Raw genomic sequence first — 23,992 nt, 5'->3', positions numbered from 1 at the left:
GGCGCCGGCGGCCGGCGGCGGCGGCCGTCGCGGCGGCCGTGCAGCGCGGGCGGGCGCAGGCGCGCGGGCGGAGTAAGGCGCGAGGGACAAGCTGCCCCTCACCTGCCTGCCGGCATCCTCTCCCCGCAAGCGGGGCGAGGAGCGATGGGCTCGCCGTTTTCCTCCTTCTCCCCGTTTACGGGGAGAGGTCCCGGCAGGGGGATGAGGGGCATTCCCTCGACAAACCACCGATCACCTTGCGCATTCCCCGCAAGGTGATCTTTTCATGTCGGGAATTGACCAGCCCCGGGTCGGTTTCCGGTGCAGTCTGGCGGCAGCGTCCGGCATAATCCCGGGGGAGCGAGCACAATGCGTTTCGACGACACGGCAGAGAACAACAGCATCATGAGCGAAACCCAGGCCAAGGATCCCCTCGTTCTCTTCATGCCGTCCGGCAAGCGCGGCCGCTTCCCGGTCGGCACCCCCGTCCTCGACGCCGCGCGAAAGCTCGGCGTCTATGTCGAGAGCGTGTGCGGCGGGCGCGCCACCTGCGGGCGCTGTCAGGTGAGCGTGCAGGAGGGCAACTTCGCCAAGCACAAGATCGTCTCCTCGCTCGACCACATCTCCGAGAAGGGCCCGAAGGAGGAGCGCTACGAGAAGGTCCGCGGCCTGCCGGAGGGCCGGCGCCTCTCCTGTTCCGCCCTGATCCTCGGCGACCTCGTCGTCGACGTGCCGCAGGACACCGTCATCAACGCGCAGGTCGTGCGCAAGGCCGCGACCGACCGCCACATCGAGCGCAACCCCGCCGTCCAGCTCTGCTACGTCGAGGTGGACGAGCCCGACATGCACAAGCCGCTCGGCGACCTCGACCGCCTCAAGGCCGTGCTGGAGAAGGACTGGGGCTGGAAGGACTTGGCTGTCGCCCCGCACCTGATCCCCGAGGTGCAGTCGATCCTGCGCAAGGGCAACTGGGGCGTCACCGCCGCGATCCACCGCGACATGGATTCGTCGCGCCCCTTCATCATCGGCCTCTGGCCGGGCCTCAAGAACGAGGCCTACGGCATCGCCTGCGACATCGGCTCGACGACGATCGCCATGCATCTCGTCTCGCTGCTCTCCGGCCGCATCGCCGCCTCCTCCGGCACGTCGAACCCGCAGATCCGCTTCGGCGAGGACCTGATGAGTCGCGTGTCCTACGTCATGATGAACGCCGACGGCCGCGAGGCGATGACGAAGGCGGTGCGCGAGGCCGTCAACATGCTGATCGGCAAGGTCTGCGAGGAAGGCGGCGTCGACCGCCACGACATCCTCGACATGGTCTTCGTCGCCAACCCGATCATGCACCACCTGTTCCTCGGCATCGACCCGACGGAGCTCGGCCAGGCGCCCTTCGCGCTCGCCGTCTCCGGCGCGCTGCAATATTGGGCATACGACATCGACATCGAGGTGAACCGCGGCGCGCGGCTCTACCTGCTCCCCTGCATCGCCGGCCATGTCGGCGCGGATGCGGCGGGCGCGACGCTCGCCGAAGGCCCCTACCGGCAGGACCGCATGATGCTGCTGGTCGACGTCGGCACCAATGCCGAGATCGTGCTCGGCCACCGCGGCCGCGTCGTCGCCGCCTCCTCTCCGACAGGCCCCGCCTTCGAGGGCGCGGAGATCTCCTCCGGCCAGCGCGCCGCCCCCGGCGCGATCGAGCGCGTGCGCATCGATCCGGTCACGCTCGAACCCCGCTTCCGCGTCATCGGCGTCGACAAGTGGTCGGACGAGGAGGGCTTTGCGGAAGCGGCGGCCGGCGTCGGCGTCACCGGCATCTGCGGCTCGGCGATCATCGAGGTGGTCGCGGAGATGTATCTTTCCGGCCTCATCTCCGAGGACGGCGTCGTCGACGGGGCGATGGCGGCGAGAAGCCCGCGCATCCTGCAGAACGGCCGCACCTTCTCCTACCTGCTGCATGACGGCGAGCCGCGCATCACCGTGACGCAGAACGATATCCGCGCCATCCAGCTCGCCAAATCCGCGCTCTATGCCGGCATCAAGCTGCTGATGGAGAAGCAGGGCGTCGAACATGTCGACATGATCCGCTTCGCCGGCGCCTTCGGCTCCTTCATCGACCCGAAATACGCCATGGTGCTCGGCCTCATCCCCGACTGCGACCTCGCCGAGGTCAAGGCCGTCGGCAACGCCGCCGGCACCGGCGCGCTGATGGCGCTCCTCAACCGCGACCACCGCCGCGAGATCGAGCTGGAGGTGAGCCGCATCGAGAAGATCGAGACGGCGCTGGAGCCGAAGTTCCAGGAGCACTTCGTCAACGCCATGGCGCTGCCGAACAAGGTCGACGCCTTCCCGGAGCTGGCGAAGGTCGTGACGTTGCCGGAGCGCAAGGTGCTGTCGGACGACGGCGGCGGCGAAGGCGGCGGGCGCAGGCGCAGACGCAGCAGGGAGTAGCTGGCGACGCTTGCCTATGGAAAGTAAGGGTGCCGCAACTCCCCTTCTCCCCTCCGGGGAGAAGGTCGCGGTAGCGGGATGAGGGGGATGCCGAAGGCGCAGGAGCGGGAAACCTCACTGGCTTCGCCCCCCTCATCCGGCCCTTTGGGCCACCTTCTCCCCGGAGGGGGAAGGGGAAGGAGGCGACGGCTTGTCGCCCCTCAGCAGGCCACCGGCAGCGCGTCCGTCGGGCGGCGCTCGATGCGGGCGAAGGCGGCGCGGATGTAGTCGGCGACGGCGAGCGCCGGCGTCTCCGCCTCCTCGCCCACCACGAGGCCGATCGTATAGTGGCCGAGGTCCGGCAACCCGTCCTTCTCGCCGAGCGCCACCATGTCCTCGCCGACCAGGAAGCGGGCGAGCGGGGCGACGGCGAGATCGGCGCGGATCGCCGCGCGCTGGCCCATGTGATGGGCGCAGAAATAGGCGACGCGGAAGTCGCGGCCCGAGCGGGAAAGCTCCTCCAGCGCCCGCGCCCGCCAGATGCAGCCTTCCTCCCAGACCGACACCGGCAGCGGGTTCTTCAGATGCGCCGTGCCGCAATTGCGCCCGGCCCAGACGAGCTGCTCCTTCATCAAGAGCTCGCCCGGCACCGGCATCACGCCGTCCGGCGCGTTGAAGATCGCAAGGTCCAGCCGCCGCTCGGCCACGGCGCGGCGCAGGTTGCCGCTCGATTCGATGGAGACGTTGACGGCGATCGACGGATAGGTCTCGGCGAAGCGCTTCAGCACCTCCGGCAGGATCAGCTCGCCGACGTCGTCCGGCGCGCCGAGCCGCACCACGCCGTTCATCTCCGGCATCATGAAGCGCGACACCGCCTCGTTGCTGAGCAAGAGCAGCCGCCGCGCGTAGGAGAGCAGCACCTCGCCGTGGTGGGTGAGCACGACCGAGCGCGCGTCGCGGCGGAACAGCGTGCAGCCCAGCATGTCCTCCAGCTTCTTGATCTGCATGGAGACGGCCGACGGCGTGCGGTGCACCGTCTCGGCGGCCGTGGTGAAGTTGCCGGTCTCCGCGATCGCCACGAAGGTCCTGAGGATGTCGAGCTCGAGCAGCGGCAGCGTCGGGCGCATCAGAAGGTTCATCGTCGCCTCCTAAGATCAGAAATTCTGAACCAAAGCGTAACATCATTTCGTTTGATTGAAACCCGATCGGGGCGGATAGTCAACCTGCAAAGCCGACGAACCCGAAGGAAAACCGCCATGAAAACGCAAGAATCGCCCGTGGACGGCACCGTTCTGGCCGTTCGTGTCCGTGGAAGCGGATTCTACTATGCAATACGGCATTTCGTCGGCGAGGCCGTCGAGGCCCGCCGCCGGCGCATCGCCGCCCGCCGCGTGACGGAGGACCTGCAGCAGCTGTCGCCCTACCTGCAGCGCGACATCGGCTGGCCGTCCATCGACATGCATGAACGTTCCTGATCGCTCCAATCAATTATATTCGTTTGATTGATGGATGAGGTCGCGGCATGATCATCGTCAAGGTCGCGACCTTTCGATACCTCCCAAGCTCGAAAGGACCCTGAACATGGCAATCGCATCCGCATATCGCCCTCTCCGGGGCCGGCATCCCGTGAGCGCGGCGGCCCTGCCGCTTCTGCGCGGCCTCTCCGGCCGCATCGCCGCCGCCTGGCGCAACCACCGTGCGCTGCGCGAGCTGGAAAGCCTGTCCTACGACATGCGCAAGGACATCGGCTTCCGCTCGACGGACACGCGCCGGCGATGAACCGTCGCTGCAATCTCCTCCCGAGCGCCGCTGCGAGCCGCCGGAGATGACCGCGAAACGGTCTCTCCGGCGGTTTCGTTTCAGAGGATCGGCACCCGCGGCGCCGTGTCCCGCGGCAACGCGCCCGTGAGGCGCGGATCGTCGAAGATCTCGACCTGCCGCTTCACCGGCGAGAAGCCGGAGCGGATGTAGAAGCCGAGCGCCTGCGGATGGTCGAGCGTGCAGGTATGCACCCAGAAGCGGCGCACCGGCGCGCGGTCCTGCCCGAACCAGACCCGCTCCACGGCGCGGTTCATCAGCCAGCGTCCCGTGCCGTTGCCGATCGCCGCCGGCGTCAGCCCGAAGAAGGCGAGCCCGCACACCCCCTCCTCGCGGAAGTCGAGCTCCAGCAGGCCCTCCGCGCGACCGTCCTTCATCACCGCATGAACCTCCACGTCCGGATGGTGCAGGACCGCCTCCAGCGCCGCGTCCGCCATGGTCAGCCGCGAGGCCCAGAGCCACTCGGCGCCGATGCGCCGGTAGAGATCGCGATACCAGCCCGTCTCGGGGGCGGCGACCCGCTCCAGCCGCACGCCGGGCTGCGGCGCGGGATCGGCGCGCAGCGCCGGCGGCGCCGGCATGTCCAGGCACGTCACCACCGTCGCGAGCTTGCCCGCCGGCACGTCGGAATACCCATCGGGCAGCATGCGCGATCCCCCTTCGAGACACAGGGCATCCTCTCTGCCGTCTCGCACGCGCCCTGTCAAACCGGCCGGGGCGGACCCGCATGTCGCTGGCGGACAAGGTGCCCGCGGGCGTCGCAAACGCGCAAGGGCGGACGCGCCGACTTAATTTTGCCTGAACCACCTGACATTTCAACGATGCGGGGCGATACCCGGTCGTTTCCGTCCTTCCCGGCGTCGCAAAACGGCTAGCGGGAGGATCGCTCTCCGCATCACCATTGCGACACGGCCGCCCGCATGGACAACCCCCGGCCCCTGGACAAACCGATGAGCAAGCAGAACGTCAAGAAACGCTCCCTCGTCTTCTTCCTCGTGCCCAACTTCTCCATGCTGCCCTTCTCGGCGGCGATCGAGACGCTGCGCATCGCCAACCGCATGCTCGGCTACGAGGCCTACAGCTGGCGGCTGGCCTCGACCGACGGCCAGCAGGTGCTGGCCTCGAGCGGCATCGGTATCGAGGTCAACTCCTCGCTCGCCGACGAGCGCAAGTTCCTCGGCGGCGAGAACCGGCCGTCGATGGTGCTGGTCTGTTCCGGCGTCCATGTCGAGGACTTCCACAACAAGTCCGTGAACGCCTGGCTGCGCGAGGTCTACAATCGCGGCATCGCCGTCGGCTCGCTCTGTACGGGCGCGCATGTGCTGGCCCAGGCGGGACTGCTGACGGGCAAGCGCTGTGCGATCCACTGGGAGAACCTGCCGGGCTTCGCCGAGGCCTTCCCGCAGGCCGACGTCTATGCCGATCTCTACGAGATCGACGGCAACGTCTATACCTGCGCCGGCGGCACGGCCTCGCTCGACATGATGCTGAACCTGATCGACCAGGATTTCGGCGAGAACCTCGTCAACCGCGTCTGCGAGCAGGCGCTGACCGACCGCGTGCGCGGCCCCCACGACCGCCAGCGCCTGCCGCTGCGCGCCCGCCTCGGCGTGCAGAACGCCAAGGTGCTGTCGATCATCGAGCTCATGGAGAGCAATCTTTCCGAGCCGCTGTCGCTCCTGGAAATCGCCGACAGCGCGGATCTCTCGCGCCGCCAGATCGAGCGGCTGTTCCGCCAGGAGATGGGCCGCTCGCCCGCCCGCTACTATCTGGAGATCCGGCTCGACCGCGCGCGCCACCTGCTGGTGCAGTCGTCCATGCCGGTCGTCGAGGTGGCGGTCGCCTGCGGCTTCGTCTCCGCCTCGCACTTCTCCAAGTGCTACCGCGAACTCTACAACCGCTCGCCCCAGCAGGAGCGCGCCGAGCGCAAGCTGACGCTCTCTGCCGTCGCGCGTTAACCCGCAAGACGTTGCTGCGCGTTCCGGATCTGCGTCAGCGTGTCGAGGTTCTGGTTGACGCGGCAGTAGAACTCCTCGTCGATGAAGGGCCGCATGATGAAGTCGTTGCCGCCGGCCTTGAGGAAGCGCGCCGAGAGCAGCCGGTCCGTCGAGGACGAGACGCCGATGATGCGCAGCCGGTGCGAGCCGACCGTGCTGCGGATGCGGCGCGTCAGCTCGAAGCCGTCGATGTCCGGCATATTGTAGTCGGTGATCATCAGGGCGATGTCGGGATTGGCCTTGAGCAGCGACAGCGCGACCGCGCCGCTGTCGGCGGCGCTGACGCGGAAATTGTAGCGCTTGAGCCGCGTCGTCAGGAGCGCGCGCGCCGTGGCGCTGTCGTCGACGATGAGCACGTGGTGCTGGTGGTTGGTGAGGAAGCGGCAGACGGACTCGGCCAGCATGTCGACGGCGAAGATGTTGTCCTTGAGGATGTAGTCGACGATCTCCTTCGACAGGAGCTGGTCGCGCGTCGCCTGCTGGAAGGTGCCGGTGAAGACGATGGTGGGGACCGAGAGGTCGACCAGGTAGTTCAGCGCCTCGCCGTTCTCCGCCCCCGGCAGGTTGATGTTGGAGATGGCGAGCGTCACCTTGTCGGCCGACCGGTCGTAGGCGACTTCGAGCTCCTCGAAATTGCGGCAGATCTCCACCTCGATGCCGAAGAGCTCCTTCAGCCGCGTCGAGACCATGGAGGTGAAGACATTCGAATCCTCGGCGAGAAGGATGCGGTGGTGCGAGAGAGACGCGCCGGAATATTGCATCCCGGAAATGCCGATAAATGCCATGGCCTGCCTTCGTATCGTGATGGATTCCCTTTCCTGAAAGGGGTACCCGGCAACCATTTGCAAAAGCGTTAAGTCCGCGGGGCCAGGTCACGCATCCGGCCCTGCCGCGTCACTTGATCGAGGCCGCGCCGCCCTCGATCTCCACCGTCTCGCCGCCGGCAAGGCCGACGCGGTCACCGTTCGGCAGCGTCACGAAGCAGCCGGCGGGGCAGATGGTCTGGGTCGAGCCCGGCTCGACGGCGACTTCCGCGCGGCTGCCGCCCTCGACGATGACGAGCACCTGCGTCTTGTCGTCCTTGTTGGTGACGGTCGCCGCCAGAGCCGGCGCAGCCATCGCCCCCGAAAGCAGCAGCATCACGATCATCCGCTTCATCTTTGCCCGGCGCCCGAGCGCCGCCCCTTTTTCGACCCTTGGGAACACTATCGCTCCGCTTCGGGATTTGCATGCTTTTTATGGCGGGACTGCTGAATGCAGCGTGAATGCGGCGTTCATCCGTCCGCAATCAGGCATCGGGCGCCGCCGCCCCGCCCTCCGGGCGCCGGATCGCCTCCGTCGCCTGGCCGACGAGCGCGGTGAGGATCCTCGCCCCCTCGGGCGAGATCTTCACCGGCACCTCCGGCGCGGCCGGCGCGCCGATCGCGATCTTCTCGTCGCGCAGGCGCTGCAGGATGGCCGCCCTGAGCTCCGACTTGACGGCCGTCGCCGAGAGGATGTCGGCGAGGAAGGCGCGGATCTCGAAGTCGAGGGTCGAGGCGGAGAAGGCCTGCAGGAGCACCGCGGGCTCGGGGTTGCGCAGCAGGCCCTGCTGCGCGCGCACCACGTCGAGCAGGATGTCGCGCACCTGCAGGGGATCGTTGCCGGCATGCACGCTGATCGTCACCTCGACGCGCCCGAGCTTGTTGCGGTGCGTCCAGTTGCCGACCTGGCCGTTGATCAGCACCGAGTTGGGCACGATGACGGTCTGGCGCTGGAAGGTCTCGATCTCGGTCGCGCGCACCGAGATACGGCGCACGAAGCCCTCCGTCGTGCCGGCCACCACCCAGTCGCCCACCTTGAACGGCCGCTCGGCGAGCAGGATCAGGCCGGAGACGAAATTCGAGACGATGTTCTGGAGGCCAAAACCGATGCCGAGCGAGAGGGCACCGGCGACGAGCGCGAGGCTCGAAAGGCTGATGCCGGCCGCCGAGATGCCGATCAGGCCGGCGATCGCCACGCCGGCATAGCCGACGGCGGTGCGCACCGAGTTGCGCACGCCGACGTCGACCTGGCTGCGCGCCAGCACGTTGCCGTCCACCCATTTCTGGAACCAGCGCGTGACGACGAGGCCGGCGATGAAGAGGACGAGGCCGGCAAGGATGCCGACGAGCGAGATGCTGATCGAGCCGACGCGGATCTCCGTGAAGATGCGATAGGCCCAGGACTGGATGTCGGCGACCTGGAAGCCCCATTGCAGCAGGATGAGCGGCACGAAGCAGACGAAGACGAGGAGGTAGATGCTGAGGCCGGCGGCGAGCCCCATCTGGTCGAGCGTCACCTGGCCGAGGCCGAAGCGCGTCTCCAGTCGCTTGCCGACCGCCGTCTCGGCAAAGGCGTTGGGCGCGGAGACGGCGCGGCCGGAGAGGATGCCGATATACATGGTGACGAGGATCGCGCCGGTGACGACGATCTGCGTCGCCACGAAGCGCGCCATGCCGACATAGCCGAAGAGCGCGGCGACGATCAGGCCGAGGCCGGTCAGCACCAGCAGGGTGAAGACGGAGCGCGGCCAGGGCCGCCCCTGCGCGTCCGGCGGCTCGCCCTTGTGCAGGATCGGCCGGATGAAGGCCGTCGCCGTCAGGACGAGGCCGATGACGATGGAGGCGACGAAGCTCTTGACGACAGTGAGGACGACGGGAGAGCCGAACACCTCGCTCACCGTGCCGAGCAGGTAGTCCGCGCCGTTGACGATCGCCATCGTCGTCGCCGACAGCCAGAGCAGGAAGGCGCCGCGGTTCGAGACCCGCACCAGCCGCCAGTTGCCGTCGCGCGGCGACAGCACGGCGCTCGCGAGCTTGGCGACGAAATAGATCGCGACCGCGACCGCGAGCGTGACGGCGACGAGCGGCGCGATGTCGGCGCGCAGCACCGTGAACATGTCTAGGAAGAAGAAGCTCGCCACCGCGAAGGCCGCCGCCGCCATGCTCGGCAGGATGGTCGACCAGAAGGCGACGAGGAGGCGCGTGATGTAGTGCGGCCGCTCCTGCTGCGCCACGCGGGTGATCAGCGGCCCGAACAGCCGGTAGCTGCCCGACAGCAGGACGAGGGCCGCCATCAGCGACAGGCCGACGGCGGCGAGAAGCGAGAGCCGCTTGAACTTCCAGACGAACTGGAACCAGGCGGAGACGGTGCGCCCGAGCGTCTGCATCTCGACGTCGATCGCCGTGCCCGCGTTGCGGAACAGGTCGTCGTTGATCTCGGTTCGCTTCAGGATCGCCTCGGTGAACAGTTCCCGGCGGATCTCGGTAATGCGGTTGGCGAGCTTGGTCGCCTCGATTGACAGGTTCTCCGCCTCGCCCGTGAGCGCGTTGATGGCGTTGCGCTCGCCGGCGAGCCGCTTGCGCTCCTCCACGACGATCGCCGCCTCCGGGGCCGCGCCTTCGGCCGGCGGGTCGCCGAGCTCGGCCTGGCGCGCCTTGATCTCCTCCAGGCGCGGGCGGGTGCCGACGGAAATGGCGAGGATCGCGCGGTTCAGCGCCTCCGTCTCGACCTTCAGCTCGACCAGCCGGGCGTCGTCCTCCTGGTAGCGCTGCACCCGCTCGCGGATCGCGTCGAGCTGGGCGCCGGCCTTGTCGAGGCTCTGGGCGGCCTGCTCGACGGCCGTGCCGCCGCCGGCGGTCCCTTGCGCGAGCACCGGCGAGAACGACAGGAACAGGGCCGCAAGGAAGGCGGCGGCAAGACGGACGATCGGTGACACGCTTCCTCGCTTCGATGGTCCCGCGCGACGGCGCGGACGCTTCTTCTACTGCATAATCCCTTCGATCGGAATCGGTTCAAGGATTTATGTCGAAGCCCCGTTTCCGGCAACCGCTGGCGGAACCGGCCCGCCGATCCGCGGGCGCGCTAGAACCCCGCGCCAGGCTCCGCGAGATAGGCCTCCTCCTCCGGCGTCGACGGCCGGCCGAGGAAGGCGTTGCGGTGCGGGAAGCGGCCGTAGCGGGCGATGACCTCGCGGTGGCGCAGCGCATAGTCGAGATAGGTCTCGTCCCCGAGCGCCGTGAACAGCTCGACGGACAGGTCCTGGTCGGCGAGGTCCTCGGAATGCTCGAAGGGCAGGTAGAAGAACTGCCGCCACTCGCGCGGCACCGCACGGTCGGCGCCGGCCTCCAGCGCCAGGCGCGCCTCGCGGCGGGCGATCCAGTCGGCCGCGAAGGCGAGCGGCGAGGCGCGGTACATGTTGCGCGGGAACTGGTCGAGGACGACGAGGGCGGCCAGCCGCGCCTCGGCGTCCGCCCGCCATTCGGGCGCGACCGCGCGCGAGAGCGCGAGATGCGTGGCGGCAAAGCGCGTGCGGACCTCGGCGTCGAGCTCCTCCGTCGGCTGCCACCACAGCGCGGGCGCCACCGTCTCGCACCAGTAGGCGACGACCTCGCGCGGGCTTGCGATCTTCTCCCGGTTCATCCTCCGGCCTCCCTCTTTCCGTTTCCTCCCGCAATATGGCCCGCCGGCCGGAGGGAGCAAGGCCTGCCGTTAGCAAAACGTTTCCCCTGTCCGTGAGCCGGGCCTTTACCCATGGCCGCTAGGATCGGTCCGTTGACGAGGGAGCGCGAGGCCGATGCTGAAGTTCACCGCGATGTCCGGCGCCGCCTACCGGCAGACGGTCTTCTCCATGCTGACGGTGCTGGAGGGATCGACCCGGCGCGCCTATCTCGACACGGCCGCCGATCCCGCCCCCACCATCGGCATCGGCTTCAACCTGCGCTACAATCTCGAGCCGGTGCTGAAGGCGATGCTCGGCACGGGCTGGAACGTCACGCTGCAGGGCCGGTTGAAGGCGGTCGTCGACAAGAGCTACGGCCGCGGCGAGACCGCGCTTCTCAACAGCCGCCTCGACAAGGTGATGGCGGACTGGAAGGCGACGCACGACGCCGACGCGCCGAAGACCTTCGGCTTCGCCTCCGACACGCAGGTCGGCAAGGCGCTCGCCGCCATCTCGCCCGGCTACGAGGCGGCGATCGACCGCTGGATCGCCAGGATCCCGCCGTCGGCGGAGCGGGCCGTGCTGTTCAGCATGGCCTGGAACGCCCCGTCCCTGCTCGGCCCGAAGCTCAAGGCGGCCGTGCTCTCCGGCGACCGCGCCGAGGCGTGGTACGAGATCCGCTACAATTCCAACGGCAGCGGCCACGACGGCATCGCCAACCGACGCTACGTCGAGGCGGAGCATTTCAAGCTCTACGCCGCCGACAGGGCGGCGACGAAGGCGGAGGCGCTCGATGCGGGGCTGATGTACACCGCACACCGCCAGAAGATCCTCGCCTACGAGAAGGCGCACGACCCCGACGCCGCCGGCCGCATCAAGGGCCTCGCGTCGATCGACGCCGTCGAGAAGGAACTCGCCCCGGCGATCGCCCGCCTGAAGGCCGCCTACGGCATCGCGAGGACGATGGCGCTGGAGGAGCTGCAGATCGCCTCGGCCGGAACGCGCAACCTGTCCGGCGACGGCACCGCCGCCGATTCGGCGCGCAACGACGCCGACCTGCTGATCGGCTCCTCGCATGCCAACACGCTTACGGGCGGGCGCGGCAGCGACGCGCTCCTCGGGCTTGCCGGCAACGACAGGCTCTACGGCAATTCCGGCGCCGACCGCCTGGAGGGCGGACGGGGCGCGGACCTGCTCGCCGGCGGCTCGGGCGCGGACGTCTTCGTCTTCCGCAGCGCTGCGGAGATCGGCATGCGCTCCGGCGCGCGCGACCGGATCACCGATTTCGAGCACGGCCGCGACCGGATCGACCTCTCGGCGATCGACGCCAACGGCGCGGCGCGCGGCCACGACTTCACCTTCCTCGCGGCGAAGGGCAAGGTCTTCACCGGCCACGCCGGGGACCTGCGCTGGTACCAGACGACCGACAAGGGCAAGCCCGTCACCCTCGTCCAGGGCGACATCGACGGCGACCGGCACGCCGATTTCACCCTGGAGCTCGCCGGCCGGCTCGCGCTGACGAAAGGCGACTTCATCCTCTAGGTATACGGCGCCGGAATCACCCCCTGCCGGCGGCCGGCGTCGGCAGCCGGCGCAGCATCAGGTCCAGGCTGCGGCCGAGCGTTTCCCGATCCGAATCGGAAAGGCCGGCGAGCAGGGCTTCCAGGTCGCGCTGCGGATCGACGGCCAGCAGCGACCGGCCGGCCGGTGTCACCTCCAGGATCTCGGCCCGGCCGCGCGGCTGCGCGGCGGCCTTGGCGAGAAGCCCCTTGTGGACGAGCGTGCGCACGGTGCGGCTGACCGAACCGTTCGCCAGCCCTTGGAAGCGCGCGAGCTCGCTCGCCGTGCACAGGTCCGTGCGCGCCCCGGCGAAATAGCGCAGCGCCATCCATTGCGAGGGGAAGAGGTCGTGCGCGAAGCCGCGCGAATGCAGCATCCGCGAAACGAGCTCCAGGCGCTCCGCGAGCGCCGCCGGCGACAGTCCCTTTTCGATCGACAACAGCTCCCGCTCCCTCGTACCGTCGCCTCCAGCATGCACCGGGACGCCCGCCCCGTCCACCTTCGCGGTCGCCCCGCGGAGCGTCAGGGCCTGTCGGGATCGATCGCGTCGAGGAAGCGGGAGACGATGTCCTCCCCCGCCACCGGCTCGCTGCCGGCCATCACCGCGACCGATAGGCCGATCAGCGAGGAGACGGGATTATGGGTCGCGGCACCGGCGCGGAGATTCATCACCAGCGTCGGGCAGAGGAAGAGCCCGAGCCGGACGACCCGCCGCCAGTCGGCAGGCAGCATGCCGCGCGCCTTGAGTTCCGCGAGCAGCGGCCGCCACAGCGCCTCCGCCTTGACGTCGAGCAGCGCACGGCGCACCGGGCTCGGCGCGAAATCCGTGGCGACGCGCAGCACGTCGCCGTCGAGGACGGCGCGCGCCGAATACCGCTCCGCCGCGAGCGCCGGATCGTAGAGCCAGAACGGATGGGCGAGGATGTTGTGGAAGGTCGTCTTCACCTCGGCAAGCAGCGTCGGGATGTTGCGGCCGGCGAAGGCCGGGTCGAAGAAGGCGAGGCGCGCCGCGCCCTCGCGCTCCTCGTACCAGACATTGGCATTGTGGGCGTCGCCATGGGCCACCACGCCGCCGGCATCCGCCAGCCGCGCCGGCGCGAGCCGGGCGTGGGCGGCGTCGAAGAGGTCGCCGATCGTGTCGCGGTATTCCACGCCGTTGACGGCGAAGCGGCAGCGCGACAGCCGCTCCCAGCCGAGCGTCAGGCCGGGAAAGGCGAAATCCTCGCCGACATAGAAGCGCGCCATGCGTCCGCCCGGATAGGTGCCGGCGGGCGGGTCGATCAGCCGCTCATGGAACAGCCGGTGGATCGGCTCGGCCGCCACCTCCTCCGCGCGCACCGGATGCAGCGTGTCGAGGTAGACCCTCAGCACGGCCTCGCTCAGCCCGCGTTCCGCCTCCACGGCCCTTTCGCGCCGGGCCGCGTCGTCCGCGAGGTCGAGCGCGCGCAGCACGTCGGAGAAGCGCGGGTCGGTGCGGCGGCGATAGACGAGGATCTGCTCGCCGGGCAGCGCCGACATCAGCACGGGCTGGTCCACCGGCAGGCCGGCGCGGGCGAGAATGTCGGCGCGGTAGTATTCGCCGCTCATCGCCTCCTCGCCCTCCTCCTGGTGGAACTTGAAGAAGAACTGGCCGTCGTCGGTCTCGAAGAAGCCGTTCAGCGAGTTGAGGCTGTACTGGTCGTGGTTGATCGCCACGCCGCGCGGGTCGATCGCGAAGAGATCGCGCAGCAGCGCGGCGAGAAGCCGCTCGGCCTCGCCGTCCCCGGCCTTGGCGATCCGGCGGATGTCCGCGGTGCGGCTCGTCGTCTGGCTCATGGTTTCCTTCCCGGCCTGTCGCCGTGCAGGTAGCGGCTGCCGAGCGAATAGCGGCTGCCGACATAGGTGAACGTGTTGACCGTGGCGACGACCGGTCCCGTCCAGGTCTTGCGGTGGAGGACGAGGCAGCAGTCGCCGGGGCGCATGTGCAGGAGGCGCGCCTCGGCCTCGCCGGCCGGACGCGCGCTGATCAGGTGCTCCACCTCGGTCAGCGGCGTCGCGTTCTGCAGGTAGTCGTAGGTCGCGGTCTGCGTGAAATCCTGCTCGATATAGCCGGGAACGAGGCCCGGGTTGACGTAGCGCTCCTCGAGCTGGACCGGCAGGTCGTTCTCGAAATGGATCACCACCGAATGGTCGACGGGCCGGCTCGCCGCGAACTCGAAGGCGAGCTGCAGCTCCGCCTCCGGCCGCGGGATGCGCTCCAGCACCGCGACCTCGGCCCGGTGGCGGCTGCCGCGCGCCGTGATCTCGGCGATGATGTTGCTGATCTCGATCAGCGTCGATTGCGGCCGCGGCGGCGCGACGAAGGTGCCGACGCCCTGGATGCGGCGCAGGTGTCCCTCCGACGTCAGCTCCCTGAGCGCCCGGTGGACGGTCATGCGCGAGACGCCGAGCGCGGAGACGAGCTCGTTCTCGGAAGGAAGCCGGCTGTTGCGGGCCCACTTGCCGCTGCCGATATTGCCGAGGACGAAGTCCTTGACCTTCGCGTAGAGCGGCGAGGCGGAATCCGAAAGTGCATTCATGGCCGCCGGCCTCCTGTCGCTTCCCGAAGCATCTCCGCGTTTTCCCGAACCGCGAGAACGCTCTGTCCTCTGTTTCTCATGCGATTCCGGACGCAAACCGCTGCGCACGTCTGCCGGAATTGCTTCAGTCCGATACCGTGACGATCGTCTTCAGCGCCCTGCCCTCGCCCGCGAGAAGCCGCTCGTAGGCCGCGGGCACGTCGTCGAGCCCCGGCAGCACCTCGACGAGGCGGGAGAGCGCCGGCGCGAGGTCGCCGAGCAGGCCGACCGCCTCCGGCAGCTCGTCGGCGAAGGCGTGGCAGCCGACCAGCGAGATCTCGCGCTCGACCAGGATGTTGGGATCGAGGTCGAGCTTGCCGTGGCCGATGCCGACCAGCGCCAGCGCGCCGCCGCCCGAGAGCAGATCGAGGATGCCGGCAATGGCGCGGATGCTGCCGGTGGCGTCGAGCGCATGGCGCAGGCGTCCGCCGGCGAGCGCGGCGTCGATCTCCGCACGGTCGAGGGCGACGACCGTGCCGCCCGCCACCGCCTGCACCAGTCCGGCCTTTTCGGCATTGAGGTCGGCAAGCAGAAGCGGGCCGTCGTGCAGCCGCGAGAGGAGGAGCGCGGAGAGGCCGCCGATCGTGCCGCAGCCGACGACGAGCACCGGCGCGCCCGCCGGAACGGCAAGCCGCCGCACGGCATGGAGCGCCACCGCCAGCGGCTCGGCCATCGCCGCCACGGCGGGGGCAAGCGCCGGATCGTGGCGCAGCACCAGGCGGGCGGGCAGTTGCGCCATCTCCGCGAAGCCGCCGTCGCAGACCTCGCCGACGAAGCCCAGCGCCTCGCAGACATTGCCGCGGCCGCTCCGGCAGGCCGGGCAGGTGCCGCACCAGACGCGCGAATCGACGGCCACCGTGTCGCCCGGCACGACGTGGGTGACGCCCTCGCCAACGGCCGTCACGCGGGCCGAGAATTCGTGGCCGGCCGTCGAGGGGCGGCGCGTGATCCACTGGCCGGTGCGGTAGTTGTGCAGGTCCGAGCCGCAGATGCCGGCGGCGCGGACCCGGAGATTGACATGGCCCGGCGGCGGATCGGCGGGCTCGGCCACCGTCTCCACCCGGAGGTCCTTCGCATCGTGGAGCCGCACCGCCTTCATCATTCAGCCGCCCTTCTTGAGGTAGGCGTCGCGCAGCGGCGAGACGGCGAGCGCATGCGAGGAGAAGCCTTCGTAGAGCGCGAGGTTGTGCGAATGTTTCGCGAATTCCGGATAGGCCGGCGCGGTGACATAGCCGACCGAGCTGCGCTTGACGAAATCGGTGACGGAGAGCGGACCGAAGGTCCGCGCCCAGCGGCTCGTCGGCAGCACGGCGTTGGGCCCGAGCGAGAAATTGGCGACGGAGACCGGCGTATGCGTGCCCATCAGGATCTCGGCGGCCTCGGTGATGTGGCCGAGATGGACGAAGGGCTCTTCCGACAGGAGTTCCAGATGTTCCGGCGCATAGGCGTTGACGAAGGCGTAGCTCTCCTCGATGGACGACGTCAGCACGATGCCGCCGGTCTTGCCGGTGAGCACGGCCTTCGAGAAGGCGACGCGCTGTTCCGTCATCCGCGACCAGTGTTCGGGAAGCGCGGCGAGCGCCTCCTCGGCGACGCGGCGGCTGTGCGTGACCAGATAGGCCGAGGAATCCGGCCCGTGCTCGGCCTCGATCAGGAGATCGAGCGCGGCGAGCCCGCCGTGGACCGTGTCGTCGGCGAGGATCATCACCTCGGAGGGGCCGGCCGGAAGGCCGGTGTCGATGACGCCGGCCAGCGCCCGCTTGGCCGCAACCACCCAGGGGCTGCCCGGCCCGACGATCTTCAGCGCCGGCCTAACGGTCTCCGTGCCGTAGGCGACCGCCGCGACCGCCTGTGCGCCGCCGACCTTGTAGACGGTCTCGACGCCGGCAAGGCGCGCCGCCACCAGCGTCGCCGCATCCACCGAGCCGTCGGGGGCAGGCGGCGTGACGATGGCGAGCTCCGGCACGCCGGCGACGACGGCGGGCACCGAAGTCATCATCGTCACCGAGGGGAAGGAACCCTTGCCGCGCGGCACGTAGAGCGCGACGGAGCGGATCGGCGTGAAGCGGTCGCCGGCAAACGCGCCGGGCCGGATCTCCTTCAGCCACATCGCCTCCGGCTTCTGCTCCTCGTGGAACCTGCGGATATTGTCGATGCCGAAGCGGATGGACTCGACGACGCTCCCGTCCACCGCCTTGAAGGCGGCGTCGAACTCCGCCGCGGTTACCTTGAGGTTCGCCTCCGTCACGTCGGCCCTGTCGAGCTCGCGGCCGAAGCGGGCGAGTGCCGCGTCACCCTCGGTGCGCACGGCGTCGAGGATCGGCGCGACCTTCTCGACGAAGGCCGACAGGTCGGTTTCCGAGCGTCGCAGCAGCGCCGCCTTCTCCTCGGCGTCGAGCCTGGAATAATCGTAGAAAGACACGTTGGTCATCGTCTCGTCCTTGGAAGGGGTCATTTCGATTTGAGGAAGATGTCGAGCCCGACCAGCCGGTCGAGCAGCGCGATGGCGAGCCCCGCGCAGGCGATGAACACCACGGAGATCGCCGCGAGGTCCGGCGTGATGATCGAGCGGATGGAATTGTAGATCTGCACCGGCAGCGTCACGCTGCGCGCATCGACCAGAAGCAGGCTCACCAGAAACTCGTTGAGCGCGAGGATGAACATCAAGAGCGATCCGGTGATCACCCCCGGCAGCACCGCCGGCAGCGTGATGTAGAGGAAGCGCTGCAGCGGCGGCGCGCCGCAATTGGCTGCGGCGAGCTCCAGGTCGGGCGAGAGGTTGCTGGCGCTCGCCGTCACCGCCCAGATCATGAAGGGCAGGTTGATGACGCAGCAGGCGATGCCCACCGGCCACAGCCGGCCGAGCACCCCCATCTCGCCGAAGACCAGCATCATGCCGATGCCGGAGCCGATCAGCGGGATGGTGAAGGGGAGCAGCAGGTAGATCTGGATGGAGCGGGCGAAGCGCACCCGGTATTTGGCGAGCGCGATGCCGGCGAGCGTGCCGACGGGAATGGCGACCGCGGTGCAGATCGCCGCCACGATCAGCGAGCGCAGAAAGGCCTGGCGCAGGTCGCTCGCCTGGGCGATGGCGCCGTACCACTTCAGCGACAGGCCGTCCGGCGGGAAGGTGATGATGTTGCCGGCGGTGAAGGAGGCTCCGAGCACGACGATCGTCGGCGCCGACAGCGTGACGAGTGCGGCGGCGACGAAGAGCCAGAGGACAACGGTCTTGCTCGTGCTGTCGGTCATTTGCGCGCCTCCGCCATGGCGAGCGTGCCCGCCCCGAACAGGAGGAAGACGAGGCCGACGACGATCGAGCCGACGGCGACGAGCATCAGCGACAGCGTCGCGCCGAGCCCCTGGTCGGAGGTGCGGAAGAACTGGTCGTAGATGGCGTTGGCGATGAAGTCCTGCGTGCCGCCGCCGAGGATGGCGGGAATGGCGAAGTCGGTGAGCGACAGCGTGACGACGACGAGGCCGGCGCCGATCAGCCCCGGCCGCGAGAGCGGCAGCACGACGTGGCGGAAGGTCCTCACCCAGCCGGCGCCGAGCGAGGCGGCGGCGGCTTCGAGCTCGCCGGGGATAGCGGTCAGCGCCGGCGCCAGCATCAGCACGGCGAAGGGCAGCATGTATTGCACGAGGCCGAACAGCACGGCGGGATAGTTGTAGAGGAGCCGCATCGGCGGCACGCCGACGAGCCCCAGCGCCTCGTTGACCATGCCCTGGTTGCCGAGGATGATCAGCCAGCCGTAGGCGCGCACCACCTGGCCGATGAAGAAGGGCAGGAACAGCGCCACCAGCAGGAACTTGCGCAGCGCCGGCGAGGACGTTCGCACCATCAGATAGGCATAGGGAAAGGCGAAGAGAAGCGTGACCGCGGTGACGATGACCGCGCCCATCAGGCTGCGGCCGGCGACCGTGGCGAAAAAATTCTCCGTCAGCACCCGCCGGTAGTTGGCGAGCGTGTAGTCCTCCGACATCAGGAAGGTGTTGGTGTCGAGCGTCCTCAGGCTGGTGTCGCCGATCTGGAAGAGGCCGAGCACGAGCAGGCCCACGAGCACCACCGCCGGCATGAGCATGAGATAGGGCAGGCCGCGCTGGAAGCTCGCCGGCCAGAGCGCGGCCGCGATGCGTTCGAGCCCGTCCATGACGCGCCATGTCAGCGGATAGGCGGCACGGGGAGTGCGCATGATACCGTTCCTCTTTCGCGAAGGGCGCCGCCGCTCCCCTTCTCCCCGGCGGGGAGAAGGTGGCCCGAAGGGCCGGATGAGGGGGTGGAATGCACCGCGATGCGCCTGCGGCGCCCCCCTTCATCCCGCTGCCGCGACCTTCTCCCCGCCGGGGAGAAGGAGCAGAAGGCACCCTCACAATTCGATGTGCGATAGTATCGCCCGCCGCCTGGAAACGCGGCGGGCAGGCAGGCATCAGCCCTGCATGATTTCCTTGAACTTGGCGAACCACTGGCTCTCGTTCTCGACCTGCACCTTGGAGGAGATGCGGATCAGGTGCTCGAAGTCCTCCTCCTTGGTCGGATAGGACGGATCGCCGACGAGGTCGGCCGGGGGGTTGAGGCCGGGGACGACGCCCGGCAGGCCGAGCCCGTCGAGCCAGACCTGCTGAGCCTCCTTCGTCAGCGCATGGTTGATGTACTGCTTGGCCCAGTAGAGCTCGTTCTCCGGCAGGCCCTTCGGGATCCACAGGCCGTCCGTGTCGAACTTGGCGCCCTCCTCCGGCACGACCCAAGCGAGCTCGATGCCGTTCTTCTTGGCCTCGCGCGCATTGGTCGAGATGGTGCAGGCGGCGTCGATCTCGCCCTTCTGGAACCAGGTGGTGAAGTCCGGGTCCTCGCCGAGCAGCGGCTGCTGCTCCTTGATTTTCGAGATGAAGTCCCAGGCCGGCTGCATGTTGCCGGGAATGTCCTCCAGCTTGCCGCCGCCGGCGACCTGGGCCGGGAAGTGGAAGCCGATGCCGTCGTTGTAGAGCGCGATGCGGCCCTTCAGCTTCGGATCGAGCAGGTCCTTCCAGGATTTCGGCGGGCCGTCCGGGAAGGCCGAGGGACGATAGGCGAGCACGTAGACATAGCCGTAGGTATTGACGATCGGATAGCCGTCGAGCCCGACGGGCTTGGCGAGATCGGTGGTGTTCTTCAGGTTCGGCAGGTCCGACAGGTCCTCCGTCACGCCGCGCAGCGCCGACTTGGTGGCATTCGTCGTCGTGTCCCAGTTGATGTGGATCGGCGGCACGCGGTTCTGGGCGACGGCGGCCCAGACCTTCGGCTGAATCTCGTTGTCCTCGGTGAGGTCGTGGCGCACGGCGATGCCGGTCGCCTTGGTGAAGCTGTCGGAGACGCCGGCCTTCAGCGCGTCGACCCAGCTTCCGCCCCAGGCGCGGACGATGATCTCCGCCGGCTTTTCCGGCTCCTGGGCAAGCGCGCGGCCGGCGCCGAGCGGCGAAAGACCGGCGGACGCGCCGGCTGCTGCCATCGAGGCGATGAGGGTGCGGCGGCGGATCGGGATGGACAGGAACTTGTCATGCGACATCAGACGTTCTCCTCTGGCTGGACCTTCACGGTTCATTTTTGAAAGACATGCATATCCCTTGCATTCCAGCCGAGGCGAACCGCGTCGCCCGGGCCGAACTGCAGATGCGATTCCGGATCGTGGTCGAAGACGCGCATCAGCGTGTCCGCCAGAGCCGGAACCCGGATTTCATAGACGACGCGCTCGCCCTCGAAGATGCAGTCGACGACATGGCCGTCGACCACCGTCTCCAGCCCGTCGAGGCGGCCGTTGCCGGCGGCGATGCGGACCTGCTCGGCGCGCAGCGCCCCCGCGCAGGGCATGCCCGCAACAAGGGCGGCATCGGCCGAGAGGCCGGCGAGCGGCACGCCGTTCGCCTCGAAGGCGACGCGCGGCGCGGCGACCTCCGTGACCCTGCCCGCGATGAAGTTGGTGACGCCGATGAAGTTGGCGACGAAGGCGTTCGAGGGCGCGCGATAGGCGTCCACGGGCCGCGCCTTCTGCTGGATCGTGCCGCCGTCCATGACGATGATCTCGTCGGAGACCACCAGCGCCTCGCGCTGGTCGTGCGTGACGTTGATCGTGGTGACGCCGAGCTCCTTCTGGATGCGGCGGAATTCGAGCTGCATCTCCTCGCGCAGCTTGCGGTCGAGGGCTGCGAGCGGCTCGTCGAGCAGCAGCAGGTCCGGCTCGAACACCAGCGCGCGGGCGATCGCCACGCGCTGCTGCTGGCCGCCGGAGAGTTCGTTGATGCGCCGGCCGCCGTAGCCGCCGAGGCGCACGAGATCGAGATAGCGCTCGACCTTCTGCGGGATCAGGCGGGCGTCGTGGCGGCGCATCTTGAGGGGAAAGGCGACGTTCTCCGCCGCGGTCATGTGCGGAAAGAGCGCGAGCTTCTGGAACACCATGCCGATCGCCCGCCTGTGCGGCGGCACGGCATTGACGGGCTCGCCGTTGATGAAGATCTCGCCGCCGGTCGGCCGGTCGAAGCCGGCGATCATGCGAAGCAGCGTCGTCTTGCCGGAGCCCGAGGGCCCGAGGATGGTCAGGAAGCGGCCCCTCGGCAGGTCGAAGGACGCGGCGCGGACGGCATGGACATTGCCGAAGACCATGCTGACGTCCTTGACGGAAACCGCGATCCGATCGATCGGCCCGGCCGGACGGAGGCCGGCAGCGACAGCGCCCATGAGATTCCCCTGCCCCGCTCCGCAGGCGCGCAAAGCCCGCCGCGAAGCCCAGTTCCACCGCGCCGGCAAGGCCGGCATTGCGCCACTTGTCTATACATATTTGTACAAGTGACGTCAAGAAAACATGCGTATTTTTTGCGCTGCAATGACACATGATCAAAATCTGTGCAACCGCAAAAAAACTCCGCCTATCGTCGCCGAGTCTCATCGGCGCCGCAAGACGAGCCGGGCTGTTTCCCCACCCCGATCGGGAGGCGGCGGATCAGATCGAGGCGAGGTAGCCGCCGTCGACCGGGATGCAGTGGCCGGTCACGTAGGCCGCCGCATCGCTGCACAGGAAGACGGCCACGCCGCCGATGTCGCCGTCGCGGCCGAAGCGGCGCTGCGGGATCTTGTCCAGCATGCGCGCCTGCCAGCCCTCGTCCGCGTAGAAGACCTCCGTCATCGCCGTGCGGAAATAGCCGGGCGCGATGGCGTTGACGCGGATGCCGTGCGGCGCCCATTCGGCGGCAAGCGCCCGCGTGATCCCGAGCAGTCCCGATTTCGACGCGCCGTAGGGCACCGCCGTCGGGATGCCGACATAGGAGGTGAGCGAGCAGAGGTTGACGATCGCCCCGCCGCCGGCCGCCGCCATCAGCCGGCCGGCGGCCTGGGCGCAGAAGAACGCCCCCTTCAGGTTCGTCGAGAGGATCGATTCCCACAGCGTCTCGTCCACGTCGAAGGACGGGCGGACGTTCTCGAAGCCGGCATTGTTGATCAGGATGTCGAGGCCACCGAGCGCCCCGGCGGCCGCCCTCGTCACGTCGCCGCAGGCCTCGACCTCGCGCACGTCCTGCGCCAGCGCCACGCAGCGCCTGCCGGCCTTCTCGACGAGCGCGCGGGTCTCGGCCAGCCCGTCGAGCGAGCGCGCCGTCACGGCCACGTCCGCCCCCGCCTCGGCAAGCGCCACGGCGATCGCCTGGCCGATGCCGCGGCTCGCCCCCGTGACGAGGGCGCGGCGCTGCGAAAGGTCGAAGGTCGGACGGCTCATGGCATCTCCTCGTTGCGGCTCCGGCGGAAGGACAGCATTTTCGCGGGAAAATGTCTATACATATACACGACACGAATCCCGACGCCTGAAAAGGACGCGGGAACCGCGCCGTATGGAGCCGCAAAACGGCGGAGCCTTCAAGTCTTGCCGGAAGGAAATCCACGCAACCGCCACCCTGCGATGCCGGCCCGACGCCAGGAGGAGGTGCGGGTGAAGCAGGACGTGCACGACGTCGCCGGGCCCGGCTCGGACGGGAACCCGCCCGGCCCTCCCCGGCGGCGTGCCGCCCTCTTGCCGGCATCGGCGACCACGCCCGCCTCCGTCCGGACCCGCGGGGCCACGCCCTCTGCGCGCCGGACGGGCGTCGGCGCGCTTGCGGCGGTGCCGCCTTTCCCGCTGCGGACCGCACGGCGAACGCGGTCTGGAAGGCTGCCCCGGGAGAGTATAGAACTGCGCGAAGCAGCTGGACATGCTCTTCGACGACAAGGATGCCATTCATGACCGAGAAATCCCCCGCCGACAATTTCCCCGCCGGCTACGAACTCCCGAAGGTCTGGACCTGGGAGAAAGGCAACGGCGGCGCCTTCGCCAGCATCAACCGCCCTATCGCCGGCCCGACTCACGACAAGGACCTGCCGGTCGGCCGGCATCCGCTGCAGCTCTATTCGCTCGCCACGCCCAACGGCGTGAAGGTGACGATCATGCTGGAGGAGCTCCTGGCCGCCGGCCATTCGGACGCCGAATACGATGCCTGGCCGATCCGCATCGGCGATGGCGACCAGTTCGGCTCCGGCTTCGTCGCGGTCAATCCGAACTCCAAGATCCCGGCGCTCATGGACCATGCGCCAAAGGGCGGCGGCGCGCCGGTGCGCGTCTTCGAATCCGCCTCCATCCTGCTCTATCTCGCCGAGAAGTTCGGCGCGTTCCTGCCGGTCGACCTGCGCGCCCGCACAGAAACCTTCAACTGGCTGTTCTGGCAGATGGGCTCCGCGCCCTTCCTCGGCGGCGGCTTCGGCCATTTCTACGCCTATGCGCCGATGCACATCAAATACGCCATCGACCGCTACGCCATGGAGGTGAAGCGCCAGCTCGACGTGCTCGACCGCCATCTGGCGGACAACCGCTTCATGGCCGGCGCCGACTACACGATCGCCGACATGGCGATCTGGCCCTGGTACGGCAGCCTCGCCCAGAACAAGCAGTACGGCGACGCCGGCACCTTCCTGGAGGTGCAGACCTACGCCAATGTCCAGCGCTGGACGGCCGAGATCGCCGCCCGCCCCGCCGTCAGGCGCGGCCGCATGGTCAACCGCCTGAGCGGCGATCCGTCCGAGCAGCTGCACGAGCGGCACGACGCCTCGGACTTCGAGACGAGGACGCAGGACAGGATCGGCCAGGCCGGCACGCCGTAAG

At 68.8% G+C, this 23,992-nt stretch carries 22 protein-coding genes; 6 read left to right on the top strand and 16 right to left on the bottom strand.

The features are described 5' to 3' along the window. Positions 1-384 precede the first annotated feature (384 nt). Positions 385-2,427 (top strand): ASKHA domain-containing protein, encoded by a 2,043-nt coding sequence (locus NNZ72_RS13975; RefSeq protein WP_257315928.1) that lies wholly within the window; start codon positions 385-387, stop codon positions 2,425-2,427. 200 nt (positions 2,428-2,627) lie between these two features. Here NNZ72_RS13975 and NNZ72_RS13970 read toward each other — a convergent pair whose 3' ends face one another. Further along, positions 2,628-3,545, bottom strand: a complete 918-nt coding sequence (locus tag NNZ72_RS13970) for a LysR family transcriptional regulator (RefSeq protein ID WP_257315927.1) — start codon at positions 3,543-3,545, stop codon at positions 2,628-2,630. A gap of 117 nt (positions 3,546-3,662) precedes the next feature. Here NNZ72_RS13970 and NNZ72_RS13965 point away from each other — a divergent pair, with 117 nt between their 5' ends. After that, positions 3,663-3,881, top strand: coding sequence for a hypothetical protein (locus NNZ72_RS13965; RefSeq protein WP_257315926.1), 219 nt, complete (start codon positions 3,663-3,665; stop codon positions 3,879-3,881). 151 nt (positions 3,882-4,032) lie between these two features. Then, positions 4,033-4,185 (top strand): hypothetical protein, encoded by a 153-nt coding sequence (locus NNZ72_RS13960; RefSeq protein WP_257315924.1) that lies wholly within the window; start codon positions 4,033-4,035, stop codon positions 4,183-4,185. Between the two features lie 80 nt (positions 4,186-4,265). Here NNZ72_RS13960 and NNZ72_RS13955 read toward each other — a convergent pair whose 3' ends face one another. Then, complete coding sequence (locus NNZ72_RS13955) at positions 4,266-4,871, bottom strand: GNAT family N-acetyltransferase (RefSeq protein ID WP_257315923.1); 606 nt, start codon at positions 4,869-4,871, stop codon at positions 4,266-4,268. Positions 4,872-5,174: 303 nt separating this feature from the next. On the opposite strand from NNZ72_RS13955, the gene NNZ72_RS13950 reads away from it, so the two are divergent. Next, a complete protein-coding gene (locus tag NNZ72_RS13950) occupies positions 5,175-6,182 on the top strand; it encodes a GlxA family transcriptional regulator (RefSeq protein WP_257315922.1) in 1,008 nt (335 codons plus the stop codon). Here NNZ72_RS13950 and NNZ72_RS13945 read toward each other — a convergent pair. The 4 genes from NNZ72_RS13945 to NNZ72_RS13930 all read right to left on the bottom strand — a co-directional run bounded on the left by NNZ72_RS13945 (position 6,179) and on the right by NNZ72_RS13930 (position 10,664). Next, positions 6,179-7,006 carry a response regulator gene (locus NNZ72_RS13945; RefSeq protein WP_257315921.1) on the bottom strand — a complete coding sequence of 276 codons (828 nt, stop codon included), beginning with the start codon at positions 7,004-7,006 and terminating at the stop codon, positions 6,179-6,181. The two genes, NNZ72_RS13950 and NNZ72_RS13945, sit on opposite strands and share 4 nt — an antisense overlap. A 109-nt stretch (positions 7,007-7,115) precedes the next feature. After that, complete coding sequence (locus tag NNZ72_RS13940) at positions 7,116-7,379, bottom strand: hypothetical protein (RefSeq protein WP_257315920.1); 264 nt, start codon at positions 7,377-7,379, stop codon at positions 7,116-7,118. Positions 7,380-7,509: 130 nt separating this feature from the next. Next, positions 7,510-9,960: a mechanosensitive ion channel family protein gene (locus NNZ72_RS13935; RefSeq protein ID WP_257315919.1), complete on the bottom strand. Its 2,451-nt coding sequence runs from the start codon at positions 9,958-9,960 to the stop codon at positions 7,510-7,512. Between the two features lie 146 nt (positions 9,961-10,106). Then, on the bottom strand, positions 10,107-10,664 hold the full coding sequence (locus NNZ72_RS13930; protein WP_257315918.1) for a DUF924 family protein: 558 nt from the start codon (positions 10,662-10,664) through the stop codon (positions 10,107-10,109). 154 nt (positions 10,665-10,818) lie between these two features. Here NNZ72_RS13930 and NNZ72_RS13925 point away from each other — a divergent pair, with 154 nt between their 5' ends. Beyond that, positions 10,819-12,225 (top strand): M10 family metallopeptidase C-terminal domain-containing protein, encoded by a 1,407-nt coding sequence (locus NNZ72_RS13925; RefSeq protein ID WP_257315917.1) that lies wholly within the window; start codon positions 10,819-10,821, stop codon positions 12,223-12,225. A 16-nt stretch (positions 12,226-12,241) separates the two neighbouring features. Here NNZ72_RS13925 and NNZ72_RS13920 read toward each other — a convergent pair whose 3' ends face one another. The 10 genes from NNZ72_RS13920 to NNZ72_RS13875 form a co-directional block, all read right to left on the bottom strand. Then, positions 12,242-12,682: a MarR family winged helix-turn-helix transcriptional regulator gene (locus tag NNZ72_RS13920; RefSeq protein ID WP_257315916.1), complete on the bottom strand. Its 441-nt coding sequence runs from the start codon at positions 12,680-12,682 to the stop codon at positions 12,242-12,244. An 83-nt stretch (positions 12,683-12,765) separates the two neighbouring features. Next, positions 12,766-14,058 (bottom strand): hypothetical protein, encoded by a 1,293-nt coding sequence (locus tag NNZ72_RS13915; RefSeq protein ID WP_257315914.1) that lies wholly within the window; start codon positions 14,056-14,058, stop codon positions 12,766-12,768. Next, positions 14,055-14,801, bottom strand: a complete 747-nt coding sequence (hutC, locus tag NNZ72_RS13910; RefSeq protein WP_257315913.1) for a histidine utilization transcriptional repressor HutC — start codon at positions 14,799-14,801, stop codon at positions 14,055-14,057. The genes NNZ72_RS13915 and hutC overlap by 4 nt, the downstream gene beginning before the upstream one ends. A 124-nt stretch (positions 14,802-14,925) precedes the next feature. Beyond that, positions 14,926-15,939, bottom strand: coding sequence for a zinc-dependent alcohol dehydrogenase (locus NNZ72_RS13905; protein ID WP_257315934.1), 1,014 nt, complete (start codon positions 15,937-15,939; stop codon positions 14,926-14,928). Between the two features lie 3 nt (positions 15,940-15,942). Continuing rightward, entirely contained in the window at positions 15,943-17,271 is a 1,329-nt protein-coding gene (hisD, locus tag NNZ72_RS13900; protein ID WP_257315912.1) for a histidinol dehydrogenase, read from the bottom strand. 20 nt (positions 17,272-17,291) lie between these two features. Beyond that, the gene (locus NNZ72_RS13895) at positions 17,292-18,092 is read right to left on the bottom strand and encodes an ABC transporter permease (protein ID WP_257315911.1); all 801 of its coding nucleotides are present in this window, start codon (positions 18,090-18,092) and stop codon (positions 17,292-17,294) included. Further along, positions 18,089-19,033, bottom strand: a complete 945-nt coding sequence (locus NNZ72_RS13890; RefSeq protein WP_257315910.1) for an ABC transporter permease — start codon at positions 19,031-19,033, stop codon at positions 18,089-18,091. The genes NNZ72_RS13895 and NNZ72_RS13890 overlap by 4 nt, the downstream gene beginning before the upstream one ends. A 234-nt stretch (positions 19,034-19,267) precedes the next feature. Then, a complete protein-coding gene (locus tag NNZ72_RS13885) occupies positions 19,268-20,383 on the bottom strand; it encodes an ABC transporter substrate-binding protein (protein WP_257315909.1) in 1,116 nt (371 codons plus the stop codon). Positions 20,384-20,415: 32 nt separating this feature from the next. Beyond that, the gene (locus NNZ72_RS13880) at positions 20,416-21,549 is read right to left on the bottom strand and encodes an ABC transporter ATP-binding protein (protein WP_257315908.1); all 1,134 of its coding nucleotides are present in this window, start codon (positions 21,547-21,549) and stop codon (positions 20,416-20,418) included. 262 nt (positions 21,550-21,811) lie between these two features. Then, positions 21,812-22,579: an SDR family NAD(P)-dependent oxidoreductase gene (locus NNZ72_RS13875; RefSeq protein WP_257315907.1), complete on the bottom strand. Its 768-nt coding sequence runs from the start codon at positions 22,577-22,579 to the stop codon at positions 21,812-21,814. Between the two features lie 497 nt (positions 22,580-23,076). On the opposite strand from NNZ72_RS13875, the gene yghU reads away from it, so the two are divergent. After that, positions 23,077-23,991 (top strand): glutathione-dependent disulfide-bond oxidoreductase, encoded by a 915-nt coding sequence (yghU, locus tag NNZ72_RS13870; RefSeq protein WP_257315906.1) that lies wholly within the window; start codon positions 23,077-23,079, stop codon positions 23,989-23,991. Position 23,992 lies beyond the last annotated feature (1 nt).

Origin of the sequence: Shinella pollutisoli (genome assembly GCF_024609765.1) — a bacterium.
In the GTDB taxonomy this organism is placed as follows: Bacteria; Pseudomonadota; Alphaproteobacteria; order Rhizobiales; family Rhizobiaceae; genus Shinella; species Shinella pollutisoli.
The sequence above is the reverse complement of the archived record's forward strand: the minus strand, read 5'-3'. Positions and strand labels throughout refer to the sequence as shown.

What these genes read in the sequence shown, in the direction of transcription:
- NNZ72_RS13975 (WP_257315928.1), top strand. Translation starts at nt 385, where the DNA reads ATGAGCGAAACCCAGGCCAAGGATCCCCTCGTTCTCTTCATGCCGTCC.
- NNZ72_RS13970 (WP_257315927.1), bottom strand. Translation starts at nt 3,545, where the DNA reads ATGAACCTTCTGATGCGCCCGACGCTGCCGCTGCTCGAGCTCGACATC.
- NNZ72_RS13965 (WP_257315926.1), top strand. Translation starts at nt 3,663, where the DNA reads ATGAAAACGCAAGAATCGCCCGTGGACGGCACCGTTCTGGCCGTTCGT.
- NNZ72_RS13955 (WP_257315923.1), bottom strand. Translation starts at nt 4,871, where the DNA reads ATGCTGCCCGATGGGTATTCCGACGTGCCGGCGGGCAAGCTCGCGACG.
- NNZ72_RS13950 (WP_257315922.1), top strand. Translation starts at nt 5,175, where the DNA reads ATGAGCAAGCAGAACGTCAAGAAACGCTCCCTCGTCTTCTTCCTCGTG.
- NNZ72_RS13945 (WP_257315921.1), bottom strand. Translation starts at nt 7,006, where the DNA reads ATGGCATTTATCGGCATTTCCGGGATGCAATATTCCGGCGCGTCTCTC.
- NNZ72_RS13940 (WP_257315920.1), bottom strand. Translation starts at nt 7,379, where the DNA reads ATGAAGCGGATGATCGTGATGCTGCTGCTTTCGGGGGCGATGGCTGCG.
- NNZ72_RS13930 (WP_257315918.1), bottom strand. Translation starts at nt 10,664, where the DNA reads ATGAACCGGGAGAAGATCGCAAGCCCGCGCGAGGTCGTCGCCTACTGG.
- NNZ72_RS13925 (WP_257315917.1), top strand. Translation starts at nt 10,819, where the DNA reads ATGCTGAAGTTCACCGCGATGTCCGGCGCCGCCTACCGGCAGACGGTC.
- NNZ72_RS13915 (WP_257315914.1), bottom strand. Translation starts at nt 14,058, where the DNA reads ATGAGCCAGACGACGAGCCGCACCGCGGACATCCGCCGGATCGCCAAG.
- hutC (WP_257315913.1), bottom strand. Translation starts at nt 14,801, where the DNA reads ATGAATGCACTTTCGGATTCCGCCTCGCCGCTCTACGCGAAGGTCAAG.
- NNZ72_RS13905 (WP_257315934.1), bottom strand. Translation starts at nt 15,939, where the DNA reads ATGAAGGCGGTGCGGCTCCACGATGCGAAGGACCTCCGGGTGGAGACG.
- hisD (WP_257315912.1), bottom strand. Translation starts at nt 17,271, where the DNA reads ATGACCAACGTGTCTTTCTACGATTATTCCAGGCTCGACGCCGAGGAG.
- NNZ72_RS13895 (WP_257315911.1), bottom strand. Translation starts at nt 18,092, where the DNA reads ATGACCGACAGCACGAGCAAGACCGTTGTCCTCTGGCTCTTCGTCGCC.
- NNZ72_RS13890 (WP_257315910.1), bottom strand. Translation starts at nt 19,033, where the DNA reads ATGCGCACTCCCCGTGCCGCCTATCCGCTGACATGGCGCGTCATGGAC.
- NNZ72_RS13885 (WP_257315909.1), bottom strand. Translation starts at nt 20,383, where the DNA reads ATGTCGCATGACAAGTTCCTGTCCATCCCGATCCGCCGCCGCACCCTC.
- NNZ72_RS13880 (WP_257315908.1), bottom strand. Translation starts at nt 21,549, where the DNA reads ATGGGCGCTGTCGCTGCCGGCCTCCGTCCGGCCGGGCCGATCGATCGG.
- NNZ72_RS13875 (WP_257315907.1), bottom strand. Translation starts at nt 22,579, where the DNA reads ATGAGCCGTCCGACCTTCGACCTTTCGCAGCGCCGCGCCCTCGTCACG.
- yghU (WP_257315906.1), top strand. Translation starts at nt 23,077, where the DNA reads ATGACCGAGAAATCCCCCGCCGACAATTTCCCCGCCGGCTACGAACTC.